The organism is Enterobacter sp. JBIWA005, assembly GCF_019968805.1.
Classification (GTDB): domain Bacteria; phylum Pseudomonadota; class Gammaproteobacteria; order Enterobacterales; family Enterobacteriaceae; genus Enterobacter; species Enterobacter vonholyi.
Window position 1 is genome coordinate 3,057,398 of record NZ_CP074159.1, and the last position, 20,379, is coordinate 3,077,776.

At 51.0% G+C, this 20,379-nt stretch carries 17 protein-coding genes and 1 riboswitch; of the genes, 8 read left to right on the plus strand and 9 right to left on the minus strand.

Annotated features, from left to right (window positions below):
- Nucleotides 1-1,534: 1,534 nt before the first annotated feature.
- The 4 genes from KGP22_RS14530 to KGP22_RS14550 form a co-directional block, all read right to left on the minus strand.
- Entirely contained in the window at nt 1,535-2,287 is a 753-nt protein-coding gene (locus KGP22_RS14530) for an OB-fold putative lipoprotein (RefSeq protein ID WP_223579675.1), read from the minus strand.
- Between the two features lie 392 nt (nt 2,288-2,679).
- The gene (locus KGP22_RS14540; protein ID WP_187509880.1) at nt 2,680-3,108 is read right to left on the minus strand and encodes a hypothetical protein; all 429 of its coding nucleotides are present in this window, start codon (nt 3,106-3,108) and stop codon (nt 2,680-2,682) included.
- Nucleotides 3,109-3,117: 9 nt separating this feature from the next.
- On the minus strand, nt 3,118-3,651 hold the full coding sequence (locus KGP22_RS14545) for a hypothetical protein (RefSeq protein WP_187509879.1): 534 nt from the start codon (nt 3,649-3,651) through the stop codon (nt 3,118-3,120).
- 102 nt (nt 3,652-3,753) lie between these two features.
- Nucleotides 3,754-5,109: an integrase gene (locus KGP22_RS14550; RefSeq protein ID WP_223579679.1), complete on the minus strand. Its 1,356-nt coding sequence runs from the start codon at nt 5,107-5,109 to the stop codon at nt 3,754-3,756.
- 67 nt (nt 5,110-5,176) lie between these two features.
- A riboswitch (TPP riboswitch) is annotated at nt 5,177-5,274 on the minus strand.
- Nucleotides 5,275-5,889: 615 nt separating this feature from the next.
- Here KGP22_RS14550 and KGP22_RS14555 point away from each other — a divergent pair.
- Nucleotides 5,890-6,963, plus strand: coding sequence for a YadA C-terminal domain-containing protein (locus KGP22_RS14555; RefSeq protein WP_223579681.1), 1,074 nt, complete (start codon nt 5,890-5,892; stop codon nt 6,961-6,963).
- A 213-nt stretch (nt 6,964-7,176) separates the two neighbouring features.
- Entirely contained in the window at nt 7,177-7,638 is a 462-nt protein-coding gene (locus tag KGP22_RS14560) for a hypothetical protein (protein ID WP_149366500.1), read from the plus strand.
- 84 nt (nt 7,639-7,722) lie between these two features.
- Here KGP22_RS14560 and KGP22_RS14565 read toward each other — a convergent pair whose 3' ends face one another.
- Both KGP22_RS14565 and KGP22_RS14570 read right to left on the minus strand, forming a co-directional pair.
- Nucleotides 7,723-9,156: a glycoside hydrolase family 32 protein gene (locus tag KGP22_RS14565; RefSeq protein WP_149366499.1), complete on the minus strand. Its 1,434-nt coding sequence runs from the start codon at nt 9,154-9,156 to the stop codon at nt 7,723-7,725.
- Between the two features lie 15 nt (nt 9,157-9,171).
- Nucleotides 9,172-10,413, minus strand: a complete 1,242-nt coding sequence (locus KGP22_RS14570) for an MFS transporter (RefSeq protein WP_119312181.1) — start codon at nt 10,411-10,413, stop codon at nt 9,172-9,174.
- 238 nt (nt 10,414-10,651) lie between these two features.
- Between KGP22_RS14570 and KGP22_RS14575 the strand changes: the two genes are divergently transcribed.
- The 3 genes from KGP22_RS14575 to KGP22_RS14585 all read left to right on the plus strand — a co-directional run bounded on the left by KGP22_RS14575 (nt 10,652) and on the right by KGP22_RS14585 (nt 14,853).
- The gene (locus tag KGP22_RS14575; RefSeq protein ID WP_223579683.1) at nt 10,652-11,659 is read left to right on the plus strand and encodes a LacI family DNA-binding transcriptional regulator; all 1,008 of its coding nucleotides are present in this window, start codon (nt 10,652-10,654) and stop codon (nt 11,657-11,659) included.
- Between the two features lie 332 nt (nt 11,660-11,991).
- Nucleotides 11,992-13,368, plus strand: coding sequence for a diaminobutyrate--2-oxoglutarate transaminase (locus KGP22_RS14580; RefSeq protein ID WP_047624397.1), 1,377 nt, complete (start codon nt 11,992-11,994; stop codon nt 13,366-13,368).
- 18 nt (nt 13,369-13,386) lie between these two features.
- Nucleotides 13,387-14,853: an aspartate aminotransferase family protein gene (locus KGP22_RS14585; protein ID WP_223579686.1), complete on the plus strand. Its 1,467-nt coding sequence runs from the start codon at nt 13,387-13,389 to the stop codon at nt 14,851-14,853.
- Nucleotides 14,854-14,889: 36 nt separating this feature from the next.
- On the opposite strand, the gene KGP22_RS14590 is transcribed toward KGP22_RS14585, so the two are convergent.
- Nucleotides 14,890-15,405 (minus strand): protein disulfide oxidoreductase, encoded by a 516-nt coding sequence (locus KGP22_RS14590; RefSeq protein WP_111965989.1) that lies wholly within the window; start codon nt 15,403-15,405, stop codon nt 14,890-14,892.
- Between the two features lie 251 nt (nt 15,406-15,656).
- On the opposite strand from KGP22_RS14590, the gene KGP22_RS14595 reads away from it, so the two are divergent.
- A complete protein-coding gene (locus tag KGP22_RS14595) occupies nt 15,657-15,980 on the plus strand; it encodes an RcnB family protein (RefSeq protein WP_223579689.1) in 324 nt (107 codons plus the stop codon).
- Nucleotides 15,931-16,410 carry a GNAT family N-acetyltransferase gene (locus KGP22_RS14600; RefSeq protein WP_223579692.1) on the plus strand — a complete coding sequence of 160 codons (480 nt, stop codon included), beginning with the start codon at nt 15,931-15,933 and terminating at the stop codon, nt 16,408-16,410. Before KGP22_RS14595 ends, KGP22_RS14600 begins: the two co-directional genes overlap by 50 nt.
- A 93-nt stretch (nt 16,411-16,503) precedes the next feature.
- Here KGP22_RS14600 and apbC read toward each other — a convergent pair whose 3' ends face one another.
- Complete coding sequence (gene apbC / locus KGP22_RS14605) at nt 16,504-17,613, minus strand: iron-sulfur cluster carrier protein ApbC (protein WP_223579695.1); 1,110 nt, start codon at nt 17,611-17,613, stop codon at nt 16,504-16,506.
- 137 nt (nt 17,614-17,750) lie between these two features.
- Here apbC and metG point away from each other — a divergent pair, with 137 nt between their 5' ends.
- Nucleotides 17,751-19,784 (plus strand): methionine--tRNA ligase, encoded by a 2,034-nt coding sequence (gene metG / locus KGP22_RS14610; RefSeq protein ID WP_223579721.1) that lies wholly within the window; start codon nt 17,751-17,753, stop codon nt 19,782-19,784.
- 105 nt (nt 19,785-19,889) lie between these two features.
- Here the strand turns inward: metG and KGP22_RS14615 are convergent, their stop codons facing one another.
- The gene (locus tag KGP22_RS14615) at nt 19,890-20,360 is read right to left on the minus strand and encodes a DUF1456 family protein (protein WP_149366490.1); all 471 of its coding nucleotides are present in this window, start codon (nt 20,358-20,360) and stop codon (nt 19,890-19,892) included.
- Nucleotides 20,361-20,379: the final 19 nt, after the last annotated feature.

The following is a 20,379-nucleotide window of genomic DNA, read 5'->3' on the forward strand; positions in this document are numbered from 1 at the left end:
ACGTCGCGTTTAAAGCTCCTGACTGCATCGCAGTCGTTCACATTGGACTGACGCGCTTGCGCTTGTCTTCCACACATAGTGTAAACAGGCGAAGCCTGTCTACATAACACCTAACAACTCCAACAATTGAACGCATGTTCAATCTGTCTTTGACCTTCAGGTCTTTAAGATCTTATAAGTGTTTTATAAGTGTTTTTATAAATGCTCTTATGCTACGTCTCTCAGAAGACACCTCCCCTCTGGTGGAAGACACGTATCTTCCAATAGAAGACACCCTCCCCTCTGACAGAAGACACCTGGTGATCCGGTCACGAAGTGATGAACGATAACGCTCACCGCTATGCGGCCTTGCCGTTAGCTTTTTTTATAAAGATCATGTTTTAGGTTTTTTATCTTTATTATCTAGTTCTTTATTATATCGTAGGTCATCCATGACCGGGGTGTCCGGACACCAGTGACCGGGGTTGGTTACTTCTCAATCACCTCATCCTTTGGGATGTGCGCCTCACCAAGCTGCAAATAAACCGCTGAAAATTCAAATTTAATCGCTGGTATATCGCCGTAAATGCGTCGTGTTGTCACTGTCTCACCTGTGGGATGTGGTAACCGTTATAGTGTAAGGTATACAACGAAGCCAGTAATGGCGCTGCCTCGGCAGATCTGTCACTCGTGGTGTGGCTAAACACAATCACCGATCCCTCCTCATTTCAAACCGAAAAATAATAATTTCTCGTGCAAAATCAACGAAAAATCGTCCATTTCTGGGCCTGTGAGAGCCTCTCAGCGTGGCGCTGTGATATGGGTCTGTCAGTTTACAATTGTGTGGAGATGACGCGCTGTAGCGCTTTTGGTGAAGCGTAGAAGGGATTGGTGAGAATGCATACGCTGGTGTGGAAAAAGGTACGCATCTGTGGCCGCTGGGACGAGAGAATTTCGCTAGGTGATGGCAAACCTTCAACCCGTTGTGGTAACGTCGCTGTAGTGGCTTTGTGTCTGCTGCGAATAGAAAAATGTGCTTTTATGGCATTTGATGCACTGGCAACTTCAAAGGCCTGAAACCTGAAATTGTGTGGTGACCAGATAAACTCATCCAAAATCCTTGAACAAGAGAACTTACCTCAAATCCTCCCGAATGCTTTCCTTCTGTTGATGAAATCGCTGTTGTCTACCCCGCTTCGCATCAACGCTCCGAAAAGCAATACCTGACAATTCCAGTCAAGTACTTATAAGAACCATTATGTTAAATAGACCGGAAAATGAACAGCAGAATGCCCTATTGTGGCAAGTTTTCCCTGTTGTGATGTTCTACGGGATGAAGTGGTAACGTACGTTACTGGGCCTGTCGGCTCTGCGATATTTCAGCAAGAAGATAAGAAATTATTGAGGGATCGTCTGTCACGTCAGGCACATGGCCCAGAGAGCCGTAGGATATTTTCAGCAAGAGCATGTAAGCTGGATCGTCAAATAGCAGGGACATCCATGAGGTGGGGTGGATGAGTTGCCGGGAATTTTACCCGGCAGACCGTATGACAGATTAGTTAAAGGTGCAGTTTCCGCCAGACGGTGCACCGATGAAAAACTGCATCTTTTCGCAAGTCACGGTGATCTTCTGGCCCTTTTTCAATTTCGACGCCTTCGCCTTTTCTGAATCAAACATACTCAGACTGACTGGCATGAAGCGATTACCGCTTTCAAGTTTAAGAACTACATCATCCGTGAAATTTTTTGTTATATCCTGAACAGTTCCGGTTACTTCCACCTTACGACCACCAATTTTGTCATCGGCTGCAACCTCGTTAGCTTTATAAAGTTCAGCTAGATCTTTCGCTGTGGTCCGATACATGCTTTCGTCAGAATATGCAGCCTTTTGTTTTACGGTGCCAGATTGCGATTGTGCTGATGTTGTCATCTCGTCAACCACCATTTTCATAAAATCTTTTTGCATCGAGATATAGGCAGCGACCCCATCGCAGCTATCAAGGGCGATCTTATCTTTCGTTATCAACCTCCCTTTAGCTTTAAGCGCAGCACCAGCACCAGCGCCCTCAACGACAGAATTGTAGATAGCGTAATAGCTAGGCGTATCTTTCTTCATACCCTGCGTTGCCTGCTTTATCAATACATCTTCAGAACCGCCTTTCAGCGTCTGCTCACAACTGACATTAATCAGCGTTTTGACATAGGTCGCCAGGTACTCAGGGTAAGGCTGTACTTCCGCAGGGGGAACACCATCAGCGAAAGATGAGAAGGAAAAGAACACAAGAGGTAATGCAAGAATTTTTTTCAAAACAGCCTCCATAGCTGAATAGATTAAGTACACCATCGGCAAGTGTCTCAACGCCATCAATTACTTTAATCGATCGAAATTACAAAATCGATCGTTAAAATTGATCAATTTAGTTACTATAATCTTCCAAGGATGTTTACTCGGATTGCCATTTGGCATTGTAGAGGGCAGATCATTCTAGGGGGAGATATGAGAGGAATTCTATTGATTTGCGGTACTCTGGTGACTTTTTATGCAATGGCAGGCAAAATCACCATGCAACTGACAGAACAGACCCAGACTGCCAACGGGACGCTGTGTCGCTATTCCAATTCAATCTACGATTTTATGTACAAAACGAAAAGCAAGCATTGTCCAAATGTGAAAACGTTCTCTACAGAGGACAAGTAAGGTTAAATTCTGTCAAAATCAGAATTACAGCGGCGGCAATGCCAATGCTTATAGTCGTATGATCCCATCATACCGATGACCTTCTCCCTTGCTTCCATGTGGAATTTAATGTTCTCACTTTCATAGCATTTAGGGCAAAATGCTATTTCATCACCCTCTTTCCACCAAACACCGTTTTGGAAAATGAAGGTTTGCTTATCCTTTAATTGTTCCTCTAATTGCTTGTTCTTCTGTTCTGCATCAAAAAGTAGCGCCTGGGTGGTGATAACCTCCATCTTAACGCTAGCAAGCTCTGTCATGAGGTTTGCAAGCTCAAGTTTAAGCGTCGCTTTATCAAGTTCACCGCTATCATCCGCAAGTTTCTTTGCAATGCCAACAGCTTTATCAATAATCCCTACAGCCGCTGCTGTACTCGCTAACACTCCAGACATATTTTTTCCTTAAACCAAAATTCGATTCATTACAGCTTCTGAAGCAATTTTACCATAACTGATTAAATCCCTCGGCCCAAGGTGATGCACATTTGAGGGGAAGGTTTGGTACATGTATTTATAAGCCGTTGCCGCTGCTGCAATCGCGGTGTTGAACTCAGGTGTAGAACCGTTCGAAAAATGTTCAGCGTTGAAATGCGCGATTACATTGCTTCTGAACTCCGTCATTTTCTTCCAGTAAGCATGAAATTCGGTTGGCGTCGTTCGCAGTTCATCGAATAAGACCTTTCGAAATCTGTCGTGATCATCCACTACACACTTCCAGTGAGTCCCCTCAGCATCAGATCCAAAAACTTTGCACCAATGTATCGCCGCATCACCAATTAAGGCATTACAAACGCCCCTGAAAGGGAATAAATCACCAGTACCACGATCCAAGTGTTCTAAAGCATCAGCCAGAGCGAAAAAAGTGTGAATAGATCGTGAGAATATGGTTAAACACATCATGCTGTTTTCAATAGCTTTTGCCCTTGCAATATCCATCTCTTGCGATCCCTTACCCTTTTTACACATTTTATTGATAGTACATTGTAAGCCCGCAGGTGATAAGACTGTAAGCAAGGCTTTACTTCTCCAAATTTTAAATCATCCCCATTCCAAGCCATCAATCACATAACAAACCGTGGAAAGCGGGAAGGTGTGCAAATAGCGTCTAGTAATACCTGAGCCACTCTTCTCATGACCAACTACCTGTTGCAGGTGTGCCAGGTTGCCAACCCAACCAGCTAAACAGCCAGAAATCATCGTATGCCGAAAGCTATGCACCAATCGCCGCTGCCCATAATCATCAAGATAAGGAATGCCAAGCTGATCTCGAACATCTGCTAAGACCTTGCCGATCTTCGGCATGTTTTTGCCAGATACAGGGGAGAAGATTTTCTCTTTCCACTGTCGATTAACGAAATCAAGAAAACCCCACTCGATCAGTTTGGGATGAATCACTACCTGCCTTGTAGCGTTCTCAGTTTTGCCTTGCCCCCCTTCTGCGATCAGGAGATAGTGCCGCTGGCTATCTTCATCAAATTTGATCTGTGATTTCTCCAGCTTGGCGATCTCGCTTCTTCTGGCTCCCGTGTACGCCAATAGCAAAGTGATCCACTTCTGCCACCCGTCAGGCTGCTTGAGCGCCCACCCCACAAACTTTCTCATTTCTGCTGCGCTATATGCACCAAACCTTGCTTTAGATGGTGAGGCGACCACTCCATCAGTCGGAGACTTCTCCAGAATATCTTTATTGTCAGTCAGGAAGGTTTTGAACAGCGATTTGTAAATCTTCAAATGCTTGTGGATAGACTCAGCGCCAACCAAATCTTCTGGCGGAACATCATCACACTCGATCAGTTGCTGAACCGTCATTGACCGATAAGGTTGCACAACACGCTTTGGCAAGTTTTCAACAACTTCCATCACCTGCTTGATGTCCTGCTTGGTTATCGTCGTTACGTCTGTTGATGCACCGAGGACAATGAACATGACTTCCATAAAGCGCTCATTAGCCTGTGAAATTGCCTTCGTCCAGTTCTGAGCCTTCTCCTTTTTGTATATATTCCACGCGCCAGCCAGCGTTAGCACTTCTTTTGGTTGTGCTTCCGTTTGTTCTTCCTCTTCTCCGGAAGGAGTACCAACCTCGCGGTATTCCTGTGCAACCATCGGCGGAATATTGCGCCGCACATCATTCAGAAATTGGTGCGCCAGCCATTGTTCATTCTGCTGCTTCAGAATATTGCCATACTCAGAAAGACGCTTACTGAAGTGATCCGGTTGGATAGTTCCACGTTGAACCAGAGGAATTACAGGAGAAGCAAAAGACATGAGCAACTGCGCCTGGGTGTGGCTGTCAGTCTCTAACGACTTACGGAAAAACTTATTATCAGGCAGGCGAAAACGAACGTAATAAACCCCGTTACGTTTAATGGTGTGGCGTATGGTATGGTGTCCCATTTCGTGAGCCTCAATGTGATCGGCTAAACAAAACGGTTCGAAAATCGCAGATAAGTCTTTGATTCTTATCTTGGATAATCGCCAGGACTACGCTGGCATTATCCAGATCAGGTAATACGGGTATTTCTCAGCCTTCAACGAAGAAGGGCACCCCGAGTCAAAATACTTTTAAAACAATGATTTATTGAAATCAATGTTCTCATTCAGTGTAACCGTGGCCACAGGCCAGGCGCAAGGGGTTTTGATTTATCACGGCAGCGATCGCGTTATGAATCTCCCTAAACACTTTTTCGCTAGCATCTTCAACATAAATATTTTTTCCTGGTATATCCCGGAACAAAAATGAGCTGAATTTATTTTCATTCGAAGCTGACGAAAGGTTCGATAATAAATAATCGGCAAAAAACCATAAATTTACATAAACTGTTATGTGTATTATTAACCCATTCAAATCAAAACACTTAAATATATTTAATGTATTAGTGTTTTATATCTAATTTGACTCTCATCCATTATGAATCGCTATCTTATTGTATTATAAGATTATTAAGCCGAGCTTTTATGGAACGGTTCGTTTTGCTATTCCTGCTATTTATGATTTAGATCAATAATCAAAATTACACATTCATAGATAGTTACTGCACGTTACGAAATAAGTTATCAAACCAAAATTTTCAACGTTAATAGTGAATTATTTCAGATATAACAAGGCGTTGTATCTTCCCGCCAGGATAGCGCCCTTACTTTATTTTTTCTTGTAGTGATGATGAGAGCTTTAAAATGAACTATTTAAATACAACAGCTATCGCTGTTTTTGGTTTTGTGTTTGCTGGTTCAATGAATACTGCAAATGCTGCGGAAGCAAACATAAACCTTGACGATAACGTCAACAATCCAGGTGCTCACATTCAAATTCAGGGTACCGATAAAACCGCCTATAACCTTGATAACATTGAGGGGAGTAACATTAAGCAAGACGGGCAAATCTATAACCTTCAGGGCGATATTGACAGAGCAAATACAGCTATTAATAAAGCACAAGATACAGCTAACACCGCTAAAGATGGCGTAAATGCTAACACTCAAGCTAACGCTATCCTTAACCAGAAAGTCGACGATTACAAAGCAGATCAGACAATCACTGATAACAAACAGAATATATTGATTGATAACACTAATAATAAAGCAGACGCGGCTTTACAAGGCGTTATTACTAACGGTCAAGCAATTATTGATACAAACACGAGAATAGATAAAACTGACATCACCGCGACCAATGCGAACAACAAAGCAGACGCCAACAATCAAGCGCTAGCAAGTAAGGTAGATAAAAGCATTTTCAACGCCGATCAGGATAGACAAGATCAAGCACTTCAGGATGCCTCTGGCAAAGCGACTCAGGCATTTAATACGGGCGCTTATGCGCAATCTTTAGCTGTCGATGCACAAACGGTAGCCGCAGCGAATAAAGCTGCTGTTGCTACCGTTCAGTCACGCCAGCAAACACAGGAAGCGACGATTCAGAATCACAGCGCACAATTAGCGAATCATGAATCACGTATTATTGCGTTAGAGAGTCAAAATAACGCTAAGTTCTCTTCTCTGGAGAATCAGCAGAATGAGGATCGCAAGGAATATCGTGCTGGTATCGCTGGCGCTGCTTCTCTTGCTGGTTTGCATTACGTTGATACAGATAACGCGGTTGCCGTCGGTGCTGCCAACTTCAAAGATGCGCAAGGTTATGCAATCGGCTACCGTCATAAGTTCGCTGAGAATGTAGCTGCTACCCTCTCTACATCAGGTACATCTAACGGCAATGAAATTGTTGCGGCGTCCGCATCTTACGGATGGTGATGTTACAGTATTAAAACAAAATGCCAGTGAGCTAAAAAAATCGCCCATGAGTTTTAATCAGCTGGCTATAACTCAATACATTGCTGCCCGCAAAGAAAATGACAAAGTACATTTTTATCTCCGCTGTTTTGTATCTCATTTTTATTTTATTAGGGATATGGATCGGCTTGATGTTAGGCACCTATATTTATAATTGTAATTACTGAGGCAATAATGAAAAAGTTAATGATGATAGCGGCAGTATTATCTCTTGCTGCGTGTTCCTCACCAGCGCAACGGATGGCGGATTGTCAAAGCAAGGGGGTGAGTAAAGACGCTTGTTATATTGCAGAGCAAAACCGCACATCAGCCATTAACGCTGCTGCAGAAAAACAGGCTTTGGAGAATGCTGCTCAACTTGCACAATCAGCACATAAGCCTTTTCCTGAAGGCTGCACTCAGGTTATGGATGCTGCGGGTCGTTGTGACAGCAGGCCTGCCAAAGCAAGCGGCGATGTTAAACAGTTTTCAGGTGAAGCGGATCACGTTATGAATAAGCCAATATCTGATGCTGCTGAATATCTGCTTTCGAAAGGCTGGAAGCCAAATAAGGGTTTATGGCACAAGGGTAACTATATTATGCAGCTGGTTGTCGAGAAAGAGAGAGTTGTAAACGCACAATTATCAAAAATGTGATCTTAGCACTACGCTCCCTCCTGATAAGATTTACATAGCCCCATTTGTATGGGGCTTTATTTTAGCACATGACTAAATACACATTTACTCTAACTGCCACGCCCCGCCATGAATAAGCGATGCTCCTCCCGTCCAGGCAAATAACGCCAGCTCGCGGCATTCGGCATCAGGATAAATACGGCTGCTGAGGCACGCCTCACCTTCGTTAACAAACACTTCCACCGAAGAGCAGTCAAAAAACAGGCGCAGGCTGAGCGCGTCGTTCAGGTTAAGCGCGACGCTTCGGGTACCGCACAGGCCATACTGTGGATAGTGTCGCTCCAGCACCAGGCGCTGCATCTGGGCATCAACATAGAGGCGTAAGCCGTCGCCGAGACGAATGCCGTATTGCTCCGCGCTGCTATTCGTGCAATCCCATTGCAGAATGACCTCCATCGCATCGCAGTGTTCCACCAGCGTCATCTGCTGGTTATTAAGTGTACTTATCGGCCAGGGGAACCACGCCCCGCGCAGGGCTTCAACTTCTCTGGCTGGCCGCATTTGCAGATGGTTATCCGCACTCAGCGTCAGCTCGCGCGGTAAAGAAAGCATACCCGCCCAGCCATCCTGCTGTTCCGGCAGGGGCGATTCCCACATGTCCAGCCAGCCGATAACAATGCGGCGGCCGTCAGGAGTCAGGAAACTTTGCGGCGCATAGAAATCATGCCCGCGATCCATCTCCACAAATTCCCCTTCACGCACAAAAGGTTGGCCGGGCTGCCACTCGCCCAACAGGTAGCCGCTCTGGAAAAGATTACGATTTTTGAATCCCTCTGCCGCCAGCCCCTGAGGCGAAAACATCAGCACGCGTTTACCGTTGAGGGTAAAAAAGTCCGGGCATTCCCACATATAGCCCATCTCTTTTTCAGCCACCGCAAGCACGCCCGTATCCAGCCACTCGCGCAGATCGGCAGAACGGTATACGCGCACCTGGCCCGTCTCACCGTCGCGCGCGCCGACAACCATGTACCAGCTCTCCCCTTCACGCCACACTTTCGGGTCGCGGAAGTGATGCAGCCCGGGCGGTGTATTAATGACTGTCCCGTGCCGCACAAACTGGATGCCGTCACGGCTGGTTGCCAGGCACTGAACCTGGTAGAGATTAGCCTCATCGCCAGGATCGCCGTGGAATTTGTGGCCGGTGTAGATCAGCGCCAGCGTGTCGCCATCCACCACCGCCGAGCCAGAAAAACAGCCGTCCTTGTCGTCTGGTCCTTCCGGTGCCAGCGCAACAGGGAGGTGCTCCCAGTGAACTAAATCCTTGCTGCGCGCATGGCCCCAGTGCATCGGCCCCCACTGGGTCGAATACGGATGATGCTGGTAAAACGCGTGATACCAGCCGTCAAACCACACCAGGCCATTAGGGTCGTTCATCCAGCCAGCTCGCGCAGCGAGGTGGTAACGGGGATACCAGCGCAGGTTAAGCCCTTCGCGTCTGGACTGAAGTTCCTGTTCTGCTTTCGTAATGGAATACGTCATTTCTCTACTCTTTGATCAGATGGTGGAAGGTTGCGGCATGAGCGGGTCAGAAGAGGACTTACCCGAGCGCAACAGGAAGATGGAGATAAACGTGGTGCTGAAGACCAGTAGCCCCATGATGAGATAGGACTGGGCAAAGCCGTATTTCTCATAGCTGTAACCTGCCAGCGGCGACAGCACCGAGGCAATCACCGAGCTTGTACAGGCAAAGCCCACCAGATAGAGGGTGGAAGAGAGTCGCTTATCAAAATGCAGGCTGTTGTATTTAAAGATGGAGACCAGCAAAACGGGCAGCTCAACCGCGTGCAATAGCTTGGTAATGGAGATCAACACCGGTCCCTCAACCAGACCCGATGCCACCATACGCATCGCCATCACCATTCCGGCGAAAATCAGGCCGTTTTTCGCACCGAGGCGATTCACCAGCCACGGGGCGCAAAACATGCCCGCCGCCTCAAGGAAAACCTGGAAGGAGTTGAGATAGCCGTACATGGCGTTTCCTTCCTGCAGCGTCGGGAACTGTGAGGAGAAATAGACCGGGAACTGCTGGTCGTAGACGCCATAAATACAGGTGCCGATAACAAAAAACACCAGCGCCCAGAACCGCGGTAGCGTCAGCAGGCGCAAGGCATCTTCCAGCGTGACCTTACCGCCGGATACCGCCTCCTGCATGGCGTGCGGGGCCGAAGAGACTCTTAGGCGCGCCAGCAAAACAAAAAACACCAGCCCGGCGCAGCTCGCCACCGCGAAGTTCAGCTTCGGGTTAATGTTAAACAGGAGCCCGGCAAAAAAGGTTGCTGCCGCCCAGCCCAGCGATCCCCACATCCTCGCCTTGCCAAACTCAAACTGACTCTGGCGGGCCACGCGCTCGGTATAGGACTCCAGTACCCCTATTCCGCCGTTAAACGTCAGCCCGATATAAATCCCACCGAAAATACTGCCGAGTAACACGTTAATTTGCAGCAGATAACCAAACAGCAGGAAGGCCGGGCCAGAAAGAATGAGCAGGCTGGTCAGAAACCAGAGCAGGTTTTTGCGCAGGCCAAGTTTGTCCTGAATGAAGCCGTAGCAGATTTGCGCGCACAGCGCGGAGACGGACAGCACGGCATAGATGACTCCCGTATCCCCTGCCTTTAACCCCACCTCCTGATGGAGCCAGATAGAGAGCAACGAGCCGGAAGATGACCATGTGACAAAAAAGAAAAACAGTAATGCGCTTAATAAAGGGTAGCTGTGAGAGTGATGCGTTTTCATCATGACATTCTCATGTTGGAGTAATGACATTATGGTAACGTTAACATTTATGCTTTCTCATACGGTTTGGCGGAAATTTAAGATGTTAATCACGAAAGTTAACGTTAACATTGATAGAGTGAGATCGCGATCAAATATTCATCACTGAATTAAATATGGCCTGGCCTGTGCATCAGCCTTCCTTTTACATCAGCGACTTAGTTGTATACCCTTTCCCACAGAGCATTAACGGAGTAAGAAAATGGCTTCCCTGAAGGACGTCGCAAAGCTGGCTAACGTATCGCTGATGACGGTCTCCCGCGCGCTGAATAGCCCGGAGCGCCTTAAACCTGAAACGCTGGCGCGCGTTCAGCTGGCTATCGAGCAGACCAGCTACGTTCCTGACCTGTCCGCCAAGAAAATACGCGGCGCGCATGCCTCGCCTAAAACCATAGGCGTACTGGCGCTCGATACGGTGACGACACCTTTTTCGGTGGAGATCACGCTGTCGATTGAAGAGACGGCCAGAATGCACGGCTGGAACAGCTTCGTGATGAATATGTTTACCGATGACAACCCGGACGCCATTGTCGACCTTCTTCTCTCTCATCGGCCTGACGGAATTATCTACACCACCATGGGGCTACGTCAGGTTCCTCTCCCGGCTAAACTCCTCACCCTTCCCTGCGTGCTGGCCAACTGCGAAAGTGACGGCGAAAAGGTTGCCAGCTATATTCCCGATGATGAACAGGGGCAATATACCGCCGTGCGGGCGTTACTCGCGGAGGGTTATCGACGACCTCTCTGCCTGCATTTGCCTGAGGGGCATCTGGCCACAACCCGTCGTCGTCAGGGGCTGGAGCGTGCATGCCGTGAAGCGGGGCTCGATCCGGACGGCCTGGCGCACAGCTATATGGCACCCGGCGATGAGCACTACCGCGACATTCCGTCAGTGTTGCTGGCTCACATCCAGAATGGCATTCCCCGGTTTGACGCGGTTATCTGCGGCAACGATCGTATCGCGTTTATGGTGTATCAGACGCTGCTGGGGCAAGGGCTTCGCATACCGGAAGATGTCGCCGTTATCGGCTATGACAATATGGTGGGTATTGGAGAGTTGTTCCTGCCGCCACTCACGACGGTTCAACTGCCGCACTATGAAATTGGTCGCCTGAGCGCCTTGCATATTATTAACGGTGAAGAGCATCTGGAAACCACGCGCGTAGAAAGTCCATTTTTACTGCGTGATTCCGTTGCGCATGTAACGTAAGCCTGCTTTTTTGCCCATGACCCAAAAACAGGGAGCGTTCCCCTCTTTTTTGCCGTTCGATGGCACGTTTTGTCACACTCTTTTCCGTGTCTTTACACACCGGGTAAACGGGCCATAACCCGCTGTTTTTATTTGGCATAAAATGCAATTTTCTTTTTAAAAATGGGGATATTTCCTCGCTACAGCCGCGTGTCACAAAACAGTAAACAAATTAACCATTGAGCCCCGTGGCAAAAGGCTCTATATTGGCGGCGTTTTTTTCAGGCCCCCATCTGTTTTTTAACTTTTTATTCAATCGTGGCTCATAACGAAGCGGCGGTTGTAGGAGTGATATGATGACGGATAAAGTCCGTATTGACACCGTAGATGCCCACAAAAGCAACGAAACCTATCTGGCCCGTCAGGCCGAGTTTGAATCTAACGTCAGGAGTTATCCGCGCAAACTGCCTTTAGCCATCACTAAAGCAGAAGGCGTGTGGATCACCGATGCAGATAATAAAGAATACCTTGACTGTTTAGCAGGCGCGGGGACCCTTGCGCTTGGCCATAACCATCCTGATGTGCTGAAAAGCATCCAAAATGTCATTACCAGCGGCTTGCCGTTACATACCCTGGATCTGACTACGCCTCTGAAAGACGCGTTTTCTGAATACCTGCTCTCTCTGCTGCCTGGTCAGGGCAAAGAGTACTGCCTGCAGTTCACCGGTCCATCCGGTGCTGACGCCGTTGAAGCGGCGCTGAAGCTGGCGAAAAAAGTGACCGGTCGTAGCGGTATCATCAGCTTCTCTGGTGGTTACCACGGCATGACTCACGGCGCACTGTCCGTGACCGGCAACCTGTCTCCGAAAGAAGCGGTTGACGGTATGATGCCAGAAGTCCAGTTCATGCCTTACCCGCACGAATACCGTTGCCCGCTGGGTATCGGTGGTGAAGCGGGCGTGAAGGCGCTGACTTACTACTTCGATAACCTGATCAACGACGTTGAAAGCGGCGTGCGTAAGCCTGCAGCTGTGATCCTGGAAGCGGTTCAGGGCGAAGGCGGCGTGAACCCGGCTCCGGCTGAGTGGCTGCAGCGCATCCGTAAAGTGACTCAGGAACACGGAATTCTGCTGATCCTCGACGAAGTTCAGGCTGGCTTTGCCCGTACCGGTAAATTCTTCGCCTTCGAACACGCGGGCATCGAGCCAGACATCATCGTGATGTCTAAAGCAGTCGGTGGCGGTCTGCCGCTGGCCGTGCTCGGCATCAAAAAGCAGTTCGACGCATGGGCCCCAGGTCACCACACCGGTACCTTCCGCGGCAACCAGCTGGCGATGGCAACCGGTCTGACGACGCTGAAAATCCTGAAAGACCAGAACATCGCAGGCAAAGTGGCTGCGCAAGGCGAATGGCTGAAAAGCCAGCTGAAAGAGATGGCGAAACGTTACCCGGTTATCGGCCACGTTCGCGGTCTGGGCATGATGATCGGTATCGAGATCGTTAAGCCACACGAAGCCGCAGACCACATGGGCTGCTTCCCGGGCGACGGCGAGCTGTCTGCACTGATTCAGAAGAAGTGCTTCGAAGCCGGTCTGATTCTGGAGCGCGGTGGTCGTAACGGTATCGTTCTGCGTCTGCTGCCGTCTCTGCTGATCAGCGATGAAGAGCTGAAGATCTTCCTGGATAAATTTGAGCAGGCACTGCTTGCTGCGGGCGTTCGCCCGGCGTAACCGGAGTTGTTGATTACGATGTCTGATTCAAACCCAATTTTGTTCTCCTCTGCGCAGAGCATTGAAGCTTACCAGCAGGCGATTGAACAAAGCACTCAGGCTGTGATGCAGTGGCTGAAACAGCCTGAGATGTACCAGGGCAAAACGGTCGCGGAACTGCGCGACCGTATTAAGCTGGATTTCAACCCGAAAGGGCTGGGCAACGAAGCGGCGATTGAACGCGCCGTGGAGTTCTTCCTGAAAGACAGCCTGTCCGTTCATCACCCGCAGTGTGTGGCGCACCTGCACTGCCCAAGCCTGGTCGTAAGCCAGGCGGCGGAAGTGCTGATCAACGCCACTAACCAGAGTATGGACTCCTGGGATCAAAGCCCGTCCGCAACCATCATTGAGATCAAACTGATCGAGTGGCTGCGTACCCGCGTGGGTTATCAGGCTGGCGACGCGGGTGTCTTCACCAGCGGCGGTACCCAGAGCAACCTGATGGGCCTGATGCTGGCGCGCGATGCGTTCTTTGCGCGTCAGGGTCATTCCGTTCAGCAGGACGGCCTGGTAGGCGATCTGCGTAAGATCCGCGTACTGTGCTCCGAGAACGCGCACTTCTCCGTGCAGAAAAACATGGCGCTGATGGGCCTGGGCTACCAGTCCGTGGTGCAGGTGAAAACGGACGAATTCTCCCGCATGGATCTGACCGATCTGGCGGCGAAAATTGAACAGTGCAATGCGAACGGCGAGCAGATTCTGGCGATCGTCGCGACGGCAGGTACCACCGATGCCGGTGCTATCGACCCGCTGCGCGCGATTGCAGAACTGGCCGCGAAGCAGAACATCTGGGTACACGTTGATGCAGCCTGGGGCGGCGCGCTGCTGATGTCTGAGCAGTATCGTCAGTACCTTGACGGCATTGAGCTGGTGGATTCTGTGACCCTGGACTTCCACAAACAGTTCTTCCAGACCATCAGCTGCGGCGCGTTCCTGCTGAAAGAAGCGCGTCACTATGAGCTGATGCGCTATCAGGCGGCTTACCTGAACTCTGAGTTCGATGAAGAAGCGGGCGTGCCTAACCTGGTGTCCAAGTCTCTGCAGACCACCCGTCGTTTTGACGCGCTGAAGCTGTGGATGAGCCTGGAAGCGCTGGGTCAGGAGCAATACGCGGCGATCATCGATCACGGCGTGACCCTGGCGCAGCAGGTTGCGGCCTACGTGAAAGCGCAGCCTGCGCTGGAACTGGTTATGCAGCCGCAGCTGGCAAGCGTTCTGTTCCGCTTCCGTGGACAGGTGCAGATGGATGACGCGGGCATCGCCCTGCTGAACCAGAAAATTGGTGACGCGCTGCTGGAATCCGGCCGTGCGAACGTCGGTGTGACCGAGCATAACGGCGTGACCTGCCTGAAGCTGACGCTGCTGAACCCAACCGTGACGCTGGAAGATATCAAAATCCTGCTGTCTCTGGTTGAGCGCACTGCGCAGGAAGTTCTGGCTAAGTAATACAACACCCCTCTTCCGCCGGGAGAGGGGTTATTTTTACAGCCCTGCCCACCACATCCTAAATTTCAATCCCCAGTAGCTCGTCCAGCCCGTTGTGGTACTCACCACGTTCCCCTTCGACACAACCACCAGCGTTGGCGTCACGCTCACCTGCCACGCCTGCGACAGCGCACCGTTTGCATCGTTAATCACCGGCATTTTCAGCTGTTTCTTTTCAACCCAGCGCGCAAGCTTTGCATTGTCACCAGAACGCATGGCGATACTCACCACGTTCCCTCCCTCTTCTGCCAGTTGATTAACCGAGGGCGTCGTATAACGGCATATGCTGCACCAGGTCGCCCAGACGTAAATCAGCAGCGGGCGCTCCTGGCTGAGCGCCGCGATATCGTGAATGTTGCCTTCGATGCTCTGCATCGGTGTTGCGCTAAAACTGGCGGGGAGCATCGGTTTTCGGTATTGATCCACACCCCACACTACGGCCAGCGTCAGCAGAACGAGTATTATCCCTTCCCGCGCCCAGCGGCGCAGTCGATTGATTTTGCGGTTGTCCATTGTGACCTCGTGTTTTAACGGAGGTCATCTTAGCGGGCATTACACCACTATGCTGTAAAGAAGTGTCGCGTCTGTTTGCTGGTGAAGATCATTTCATCGATGAGGCTTACCAAACGGAAAACGGTTATCAGGTAGGTTCATTTTTGTTACATTTTTTTTCGAACAAGCCATAGTCTGATATTTAAAATAGGCAGGTTGCCGTATTGTTGACAGGCAAAATCAAACTTAAAAACCGTTCAACTGGAGAAAAAATGGCTAAGTGTAAATGGCTGCTTCTGGGTGTCGTGATGTCTCTGGCAAGCGCGGCGAATGCAGCACCACAAGCGGCATCCGGCATCAAGGCCTATGAAGAACAAGAGTTCATCGCTGACTTCACGAAATTCAAAATTGGCGACACGGCGCCGGCGCAGTATCAAACGCCGGAGTACACCATCAAACAGTACCAGCTGCGTAACCTGCCGGCTCCGTATGCCGGAACCCACTGGACCTACATGGGCGAGAACTATGTGCTGATCGGCGATGCGGATGGCAAAATCTACAAAGCCTACAATGGAGATATTTTCTATCACCGCTAATACCATCCTGATTCGCCCCTGGCAGGAAAGCGATCGCCCTTTCCTGCGCACGCTTTTCCTCCACGCCCGGCGTGAAGCCTGGCCATGGCTGGACAGTTCAGACTGGCAGCTTGAAGACTTTGACGCGGTAACGCGTGACGAAGTGATTTGGGTTGCCACGCAGAACGGCCATCGCCTGGGTTTTGCTTCCGTCTGGACGAACGATAATTTCCTGCACAACCTGTTTGTAGATCCGCAGTATCAGAGCATGGGCGTCGGGCATGAGTTGCTTGAACACGTGCAAAAAACGTTTACCAGTACGGGTTCGCTTAAGTGTCTGGTGAAGAATGCGCGGGCTATTGCGTTTTACCAGCGGCACGGCTGGCACATTGAGGCGACGGGTGATTCTCCGGACGGAGAGTACTATCTGATGCATTATCGGCTTGGGTAAAGTCAGGTGGCGCTTCGCTTACCTGACCTACAAAACCGTATTTCGTAGGCCGGGTAAGGCGAAGCCGCCACCCGGCAATCCAGCGCTGGGGAATTACACCGCGCGGAACGCGATTTCGCCCGGGATCACTTCGCCCTGCCAGTAGAGCTGCGCCGCAACGCGTCCCGCCAGCTGGCGATACATATCTGCAAATTCGCTGTCCGGACGGCTGACGACCGTCGGTTTTCCGCTGTCCAAATCTTCACGCAGGGTAATGTGCAGCGGCATCTGCCCAAGCAGTTGGGTGTGATACTTCGCGGCCAGTTTTTCTGCGCCACCGGTACCGAAGATAGGTTCGTGGTGACCGCAGTTGCTGCAGATGTGCATGCTCATGTTCTCAACGATACCGAGCACCGGCACTTCCACCTTCTCGAACATTACGATGCCTTTTTTGGCGTCGATCAGCGCGATATCCTGCGGCGTGGTCACCACAACGGTCCCCGTGACCGGAATGTTTTGCGCCAGCGTCAGCTGAATGTCACCGGTGCCCGGCGGCATATCCAGTACCAGATAATCCAGATCCGGCCACATCGTCTCCTGCAGCATCTGCAGCAGCGCTTTGCTGGCCATCGGGCCGCGCCAGACCATGGCGTTATCGTCAGTCACCAGATAACCGATGGAGTTGGTCGCCAGACCGTGCGCCATGATTGGCGCCATGTGGGTGCCGTCCGGTGAGGTTGGACGCTGGTTTTCCGCGCCCAGCATGTTCGGAATAGACGGGCCGTAGATATCGGCATCAAGAATACCGACCTTTGCCCCTTCCGCCGCCAGCGCCAGCGCCAGGTTGACGGCCGTGGAGGATTTACCTACCCCACCCTTGCCCGAACTGACGGCGATAATGTTTTTCACGCCGTTAATGCCCGGCTGGTTTTTAACACGCTTCAGCGTGGCAATGCTGTGGCTCAGCTTCCAGTCAATCGCCTTCGCGCCGGTAATGCGCAGCAGCTCAGAGCTGGTCTGCTCTTTCAGTGCGTCAAAGGCGCTGGTCCAGACGAACGGCATCTGCAGTTCAATGTGCAGGGTATCGTCCAGCCAGGCAACGTGGTGTAACGCTTTCAGCGTAGTGAGATTGTGCTTCAGGGTTGGATGCTGAAAGTTAGCCAGCGTCCCGGCGACCATTGCTCGTAAGGCTTCCGGTGATTTGGCCTGGGATTGAGAACTCATCCCGACTCCTTTGTTCTTGTGAATAAGACCTTAGATGAACAAGTTTACCTGAAAGGCCGTGGTTTGTGCTTACTTAATAATGCCCCTTTTGGTAAGATCGAAAACCCTTTTCACAGTTAAAAGAAGTAATGCCTACTATGACTCAAGTCGCGAAGAAAATTCTGGTAACGTGCGCACTGCCGTACGCCAACGGCTCAATCCACCTCGGCCACATGCTGGAGCATATCCAGGCTGATGTCTGGGTCCGTTACCAGCGAATGCGCGGCCACGAGGTTAATTTCATCTGTGCGGACGATGCCCACGGCACGCCGATCATGCTGAAAGCGCAGCAGCTGGGGATCTCCCCGGAGCAGATGATTGCCGAAATGAGTCAGGAGCATCAGACTGATTTTGCTGGCTTTGACATCAGCTATGACAACTATCACTCCACGCACAGCGACGAAAACCGCGAGCTGTCGGAGCTGATCTACACCCGTCTGAAAGAGAATGGTTTTATCAAAAACCGCACCATCTCTCAGCTGTACGATCCGGAAAAAGGCATGTTCCTGCCGGACCGTTTCGTCAAAGGCACCTGTCCGAAATGTAAATCCCCGGACCAGTACGGCGATAACTGCGAAGTGTGCGGCGCAACCTACAGCCCGACCGAGCTTATCGAGCCGAAATCCGTGGTTTCAGGCACCACGCCTGTCATGCGTGACTCCGAGCATTTCTTCTTCGACCTGCCGTCCTTCAGCGAAATGCTGCAGGCGTGGACCCGCAGCGGCGCGCTGCAGGAGCAGGTGGCGAACAAAATGCAGGAGTGGTTCGAATCCGGCCTGCAGCAGTGGGATATCTCCCGCGATGCGCCGTACTTCGGCTTTGAAATCCCGAACGCGCCGGGCAAATACTTCTACGTCTGGCTGGACGCGCCAATCGGCTACATGGGCTCCTTCAAGAACCTGTGCGACAAGCGTGGCGACACCGTGAGCTTCGACGAATACTGGAAGAAAGATTCCACGGTAGAGCTATACCACTTCATCGGTAAAGACATCGTTTACTTCCACAGCCTGTTCTGGCCGGCCATGCTGGAAGGCAGCAACTTCCGCAAGCCAACCAACCTGTTTGTTCACGGCTACGTGACGGTGAACGGCGCCAAGATGTCCAAGTCCCGCGGGACGTTCATCAAGGCCAGCACCTGGCTGAACCACTTCGATGCGGACAGCCTGCGCTACTACTACACCGCGAAGCTCTCTTCCCGCATCGACGATATCGACCTGAACCTGGAAGATTTCGTGCAGCGCGTGAACGCGGACATCGTCAACAAGGTGGTGAACCTGGCCTCCCGTAACGCGGGCTTTATCGCCAAACGCTTTGACGGCGTGATGGCCGCTGAACTGGCTGACCCTGCCCTGTACAAAACCTTTACCGACGCGGCAGCTACCATTGGCGACGCGTGGGAAACTCGTGAGTTCGGTAAAGCCGTGCGCGAAATCATGGCGCTGGCCGACCTGGCAAACCGCTACGTGGACGAGCAGGCACCGTGGGTTGTCGCTAAACAGGAAGGTCGCGATGCCGATCTGCAGGCGATCTGCTCTATGGGCATCAACCTGTTCCGCGTGCTGATGACGTACCTGAAGCCGGTTCTGCCACAGCTGGCGGCCCGTGCCGAAGCGTTCCTGAACACCGAACTGACCTGGGATGCCATCCAGCAGCCGCTGCTCGGCCACAAGGTGAACACCTTTAAAGCGCTGTACAACCGCATCGAGATGAAGCAGGTTGAAGCCCTGGTAGAAGCGTCTAAAGAAGAGGTTAAAGCGGCTGCGGCACCGGTCACCGGCCCGCTGGCAGACGATCCGATTCAGGAAACCATTACCTTCGACGATTTCGCTAAAGTCGACCTGCGCGTGGCGCTGATCGAAAACGCGGAATTCGTGGAAGGTTCTGACAAACTGCTGCGCCTGACGCTGGATCTGGGCGGCGAGAAGCGTAACGTCTTCTCCGGCATCCGTTCAGCCTACCCGGACCCGCAGGTGCTGATCGGTCGTCAGACCGTGATGGTGGCGAACCTGGCGCCGCGTAAAATGCGCTTCGGCATCTCTGAAGGGATGGTGATGGCCGCAGGCCCTGGCGGGAAAGATATCTTCCTGTTAAGCCCTGACGAAGGCGCGAAGCCGGGTCAGCAGGTGAAATAACAAAAAAGCCGGAGATTCTCTCCGGCTTTTTTTATGGCATTTTGTTTTCTCCCTCTCCCCGAGGGAGAGGGTCGGGGTGAGGTCATCAGGCCGCCCCTACCGCCTTTACGCCTTCGGGTGATGCACCCGATGGGTCAGCCCGCGCAGGAAATTACGCAGGAACTGGTCGCCGCACTCGCGGTAGTTTTTATGATCCGGCGCGCGCATCATGGCGGTGACTTCCGGCACGGATACGCGGAATTTTTGCTCGGTCATGATCGCCACGATATCGTCCGTTTTCAGCGAGAACGCGATACGCAGCTTTTTCAGCACCGTGTTATTGTTCACGCGACGCTCCAGCGCCAGCTCTGGCGCGGCAGGATCTTTGCCACGCTTATCGTAAATCAGGCCGTTCAGGAAACCCGACAGAATGATATCAGGGCAGCGGACAAAGCCCTCTTCGTCTTCTTTGGTCATCCACGTGTCAAAACCCGCAGACGTGGATTCCATGTCGGACAGCGCAAGAATGCGCACCATGTCGTTATTGTTCGCTTTCAGGGTGTAGCGCAGGCTACGAAGAATATCGTTACTTAGCATAGAGCCTTCGAATGTCGAT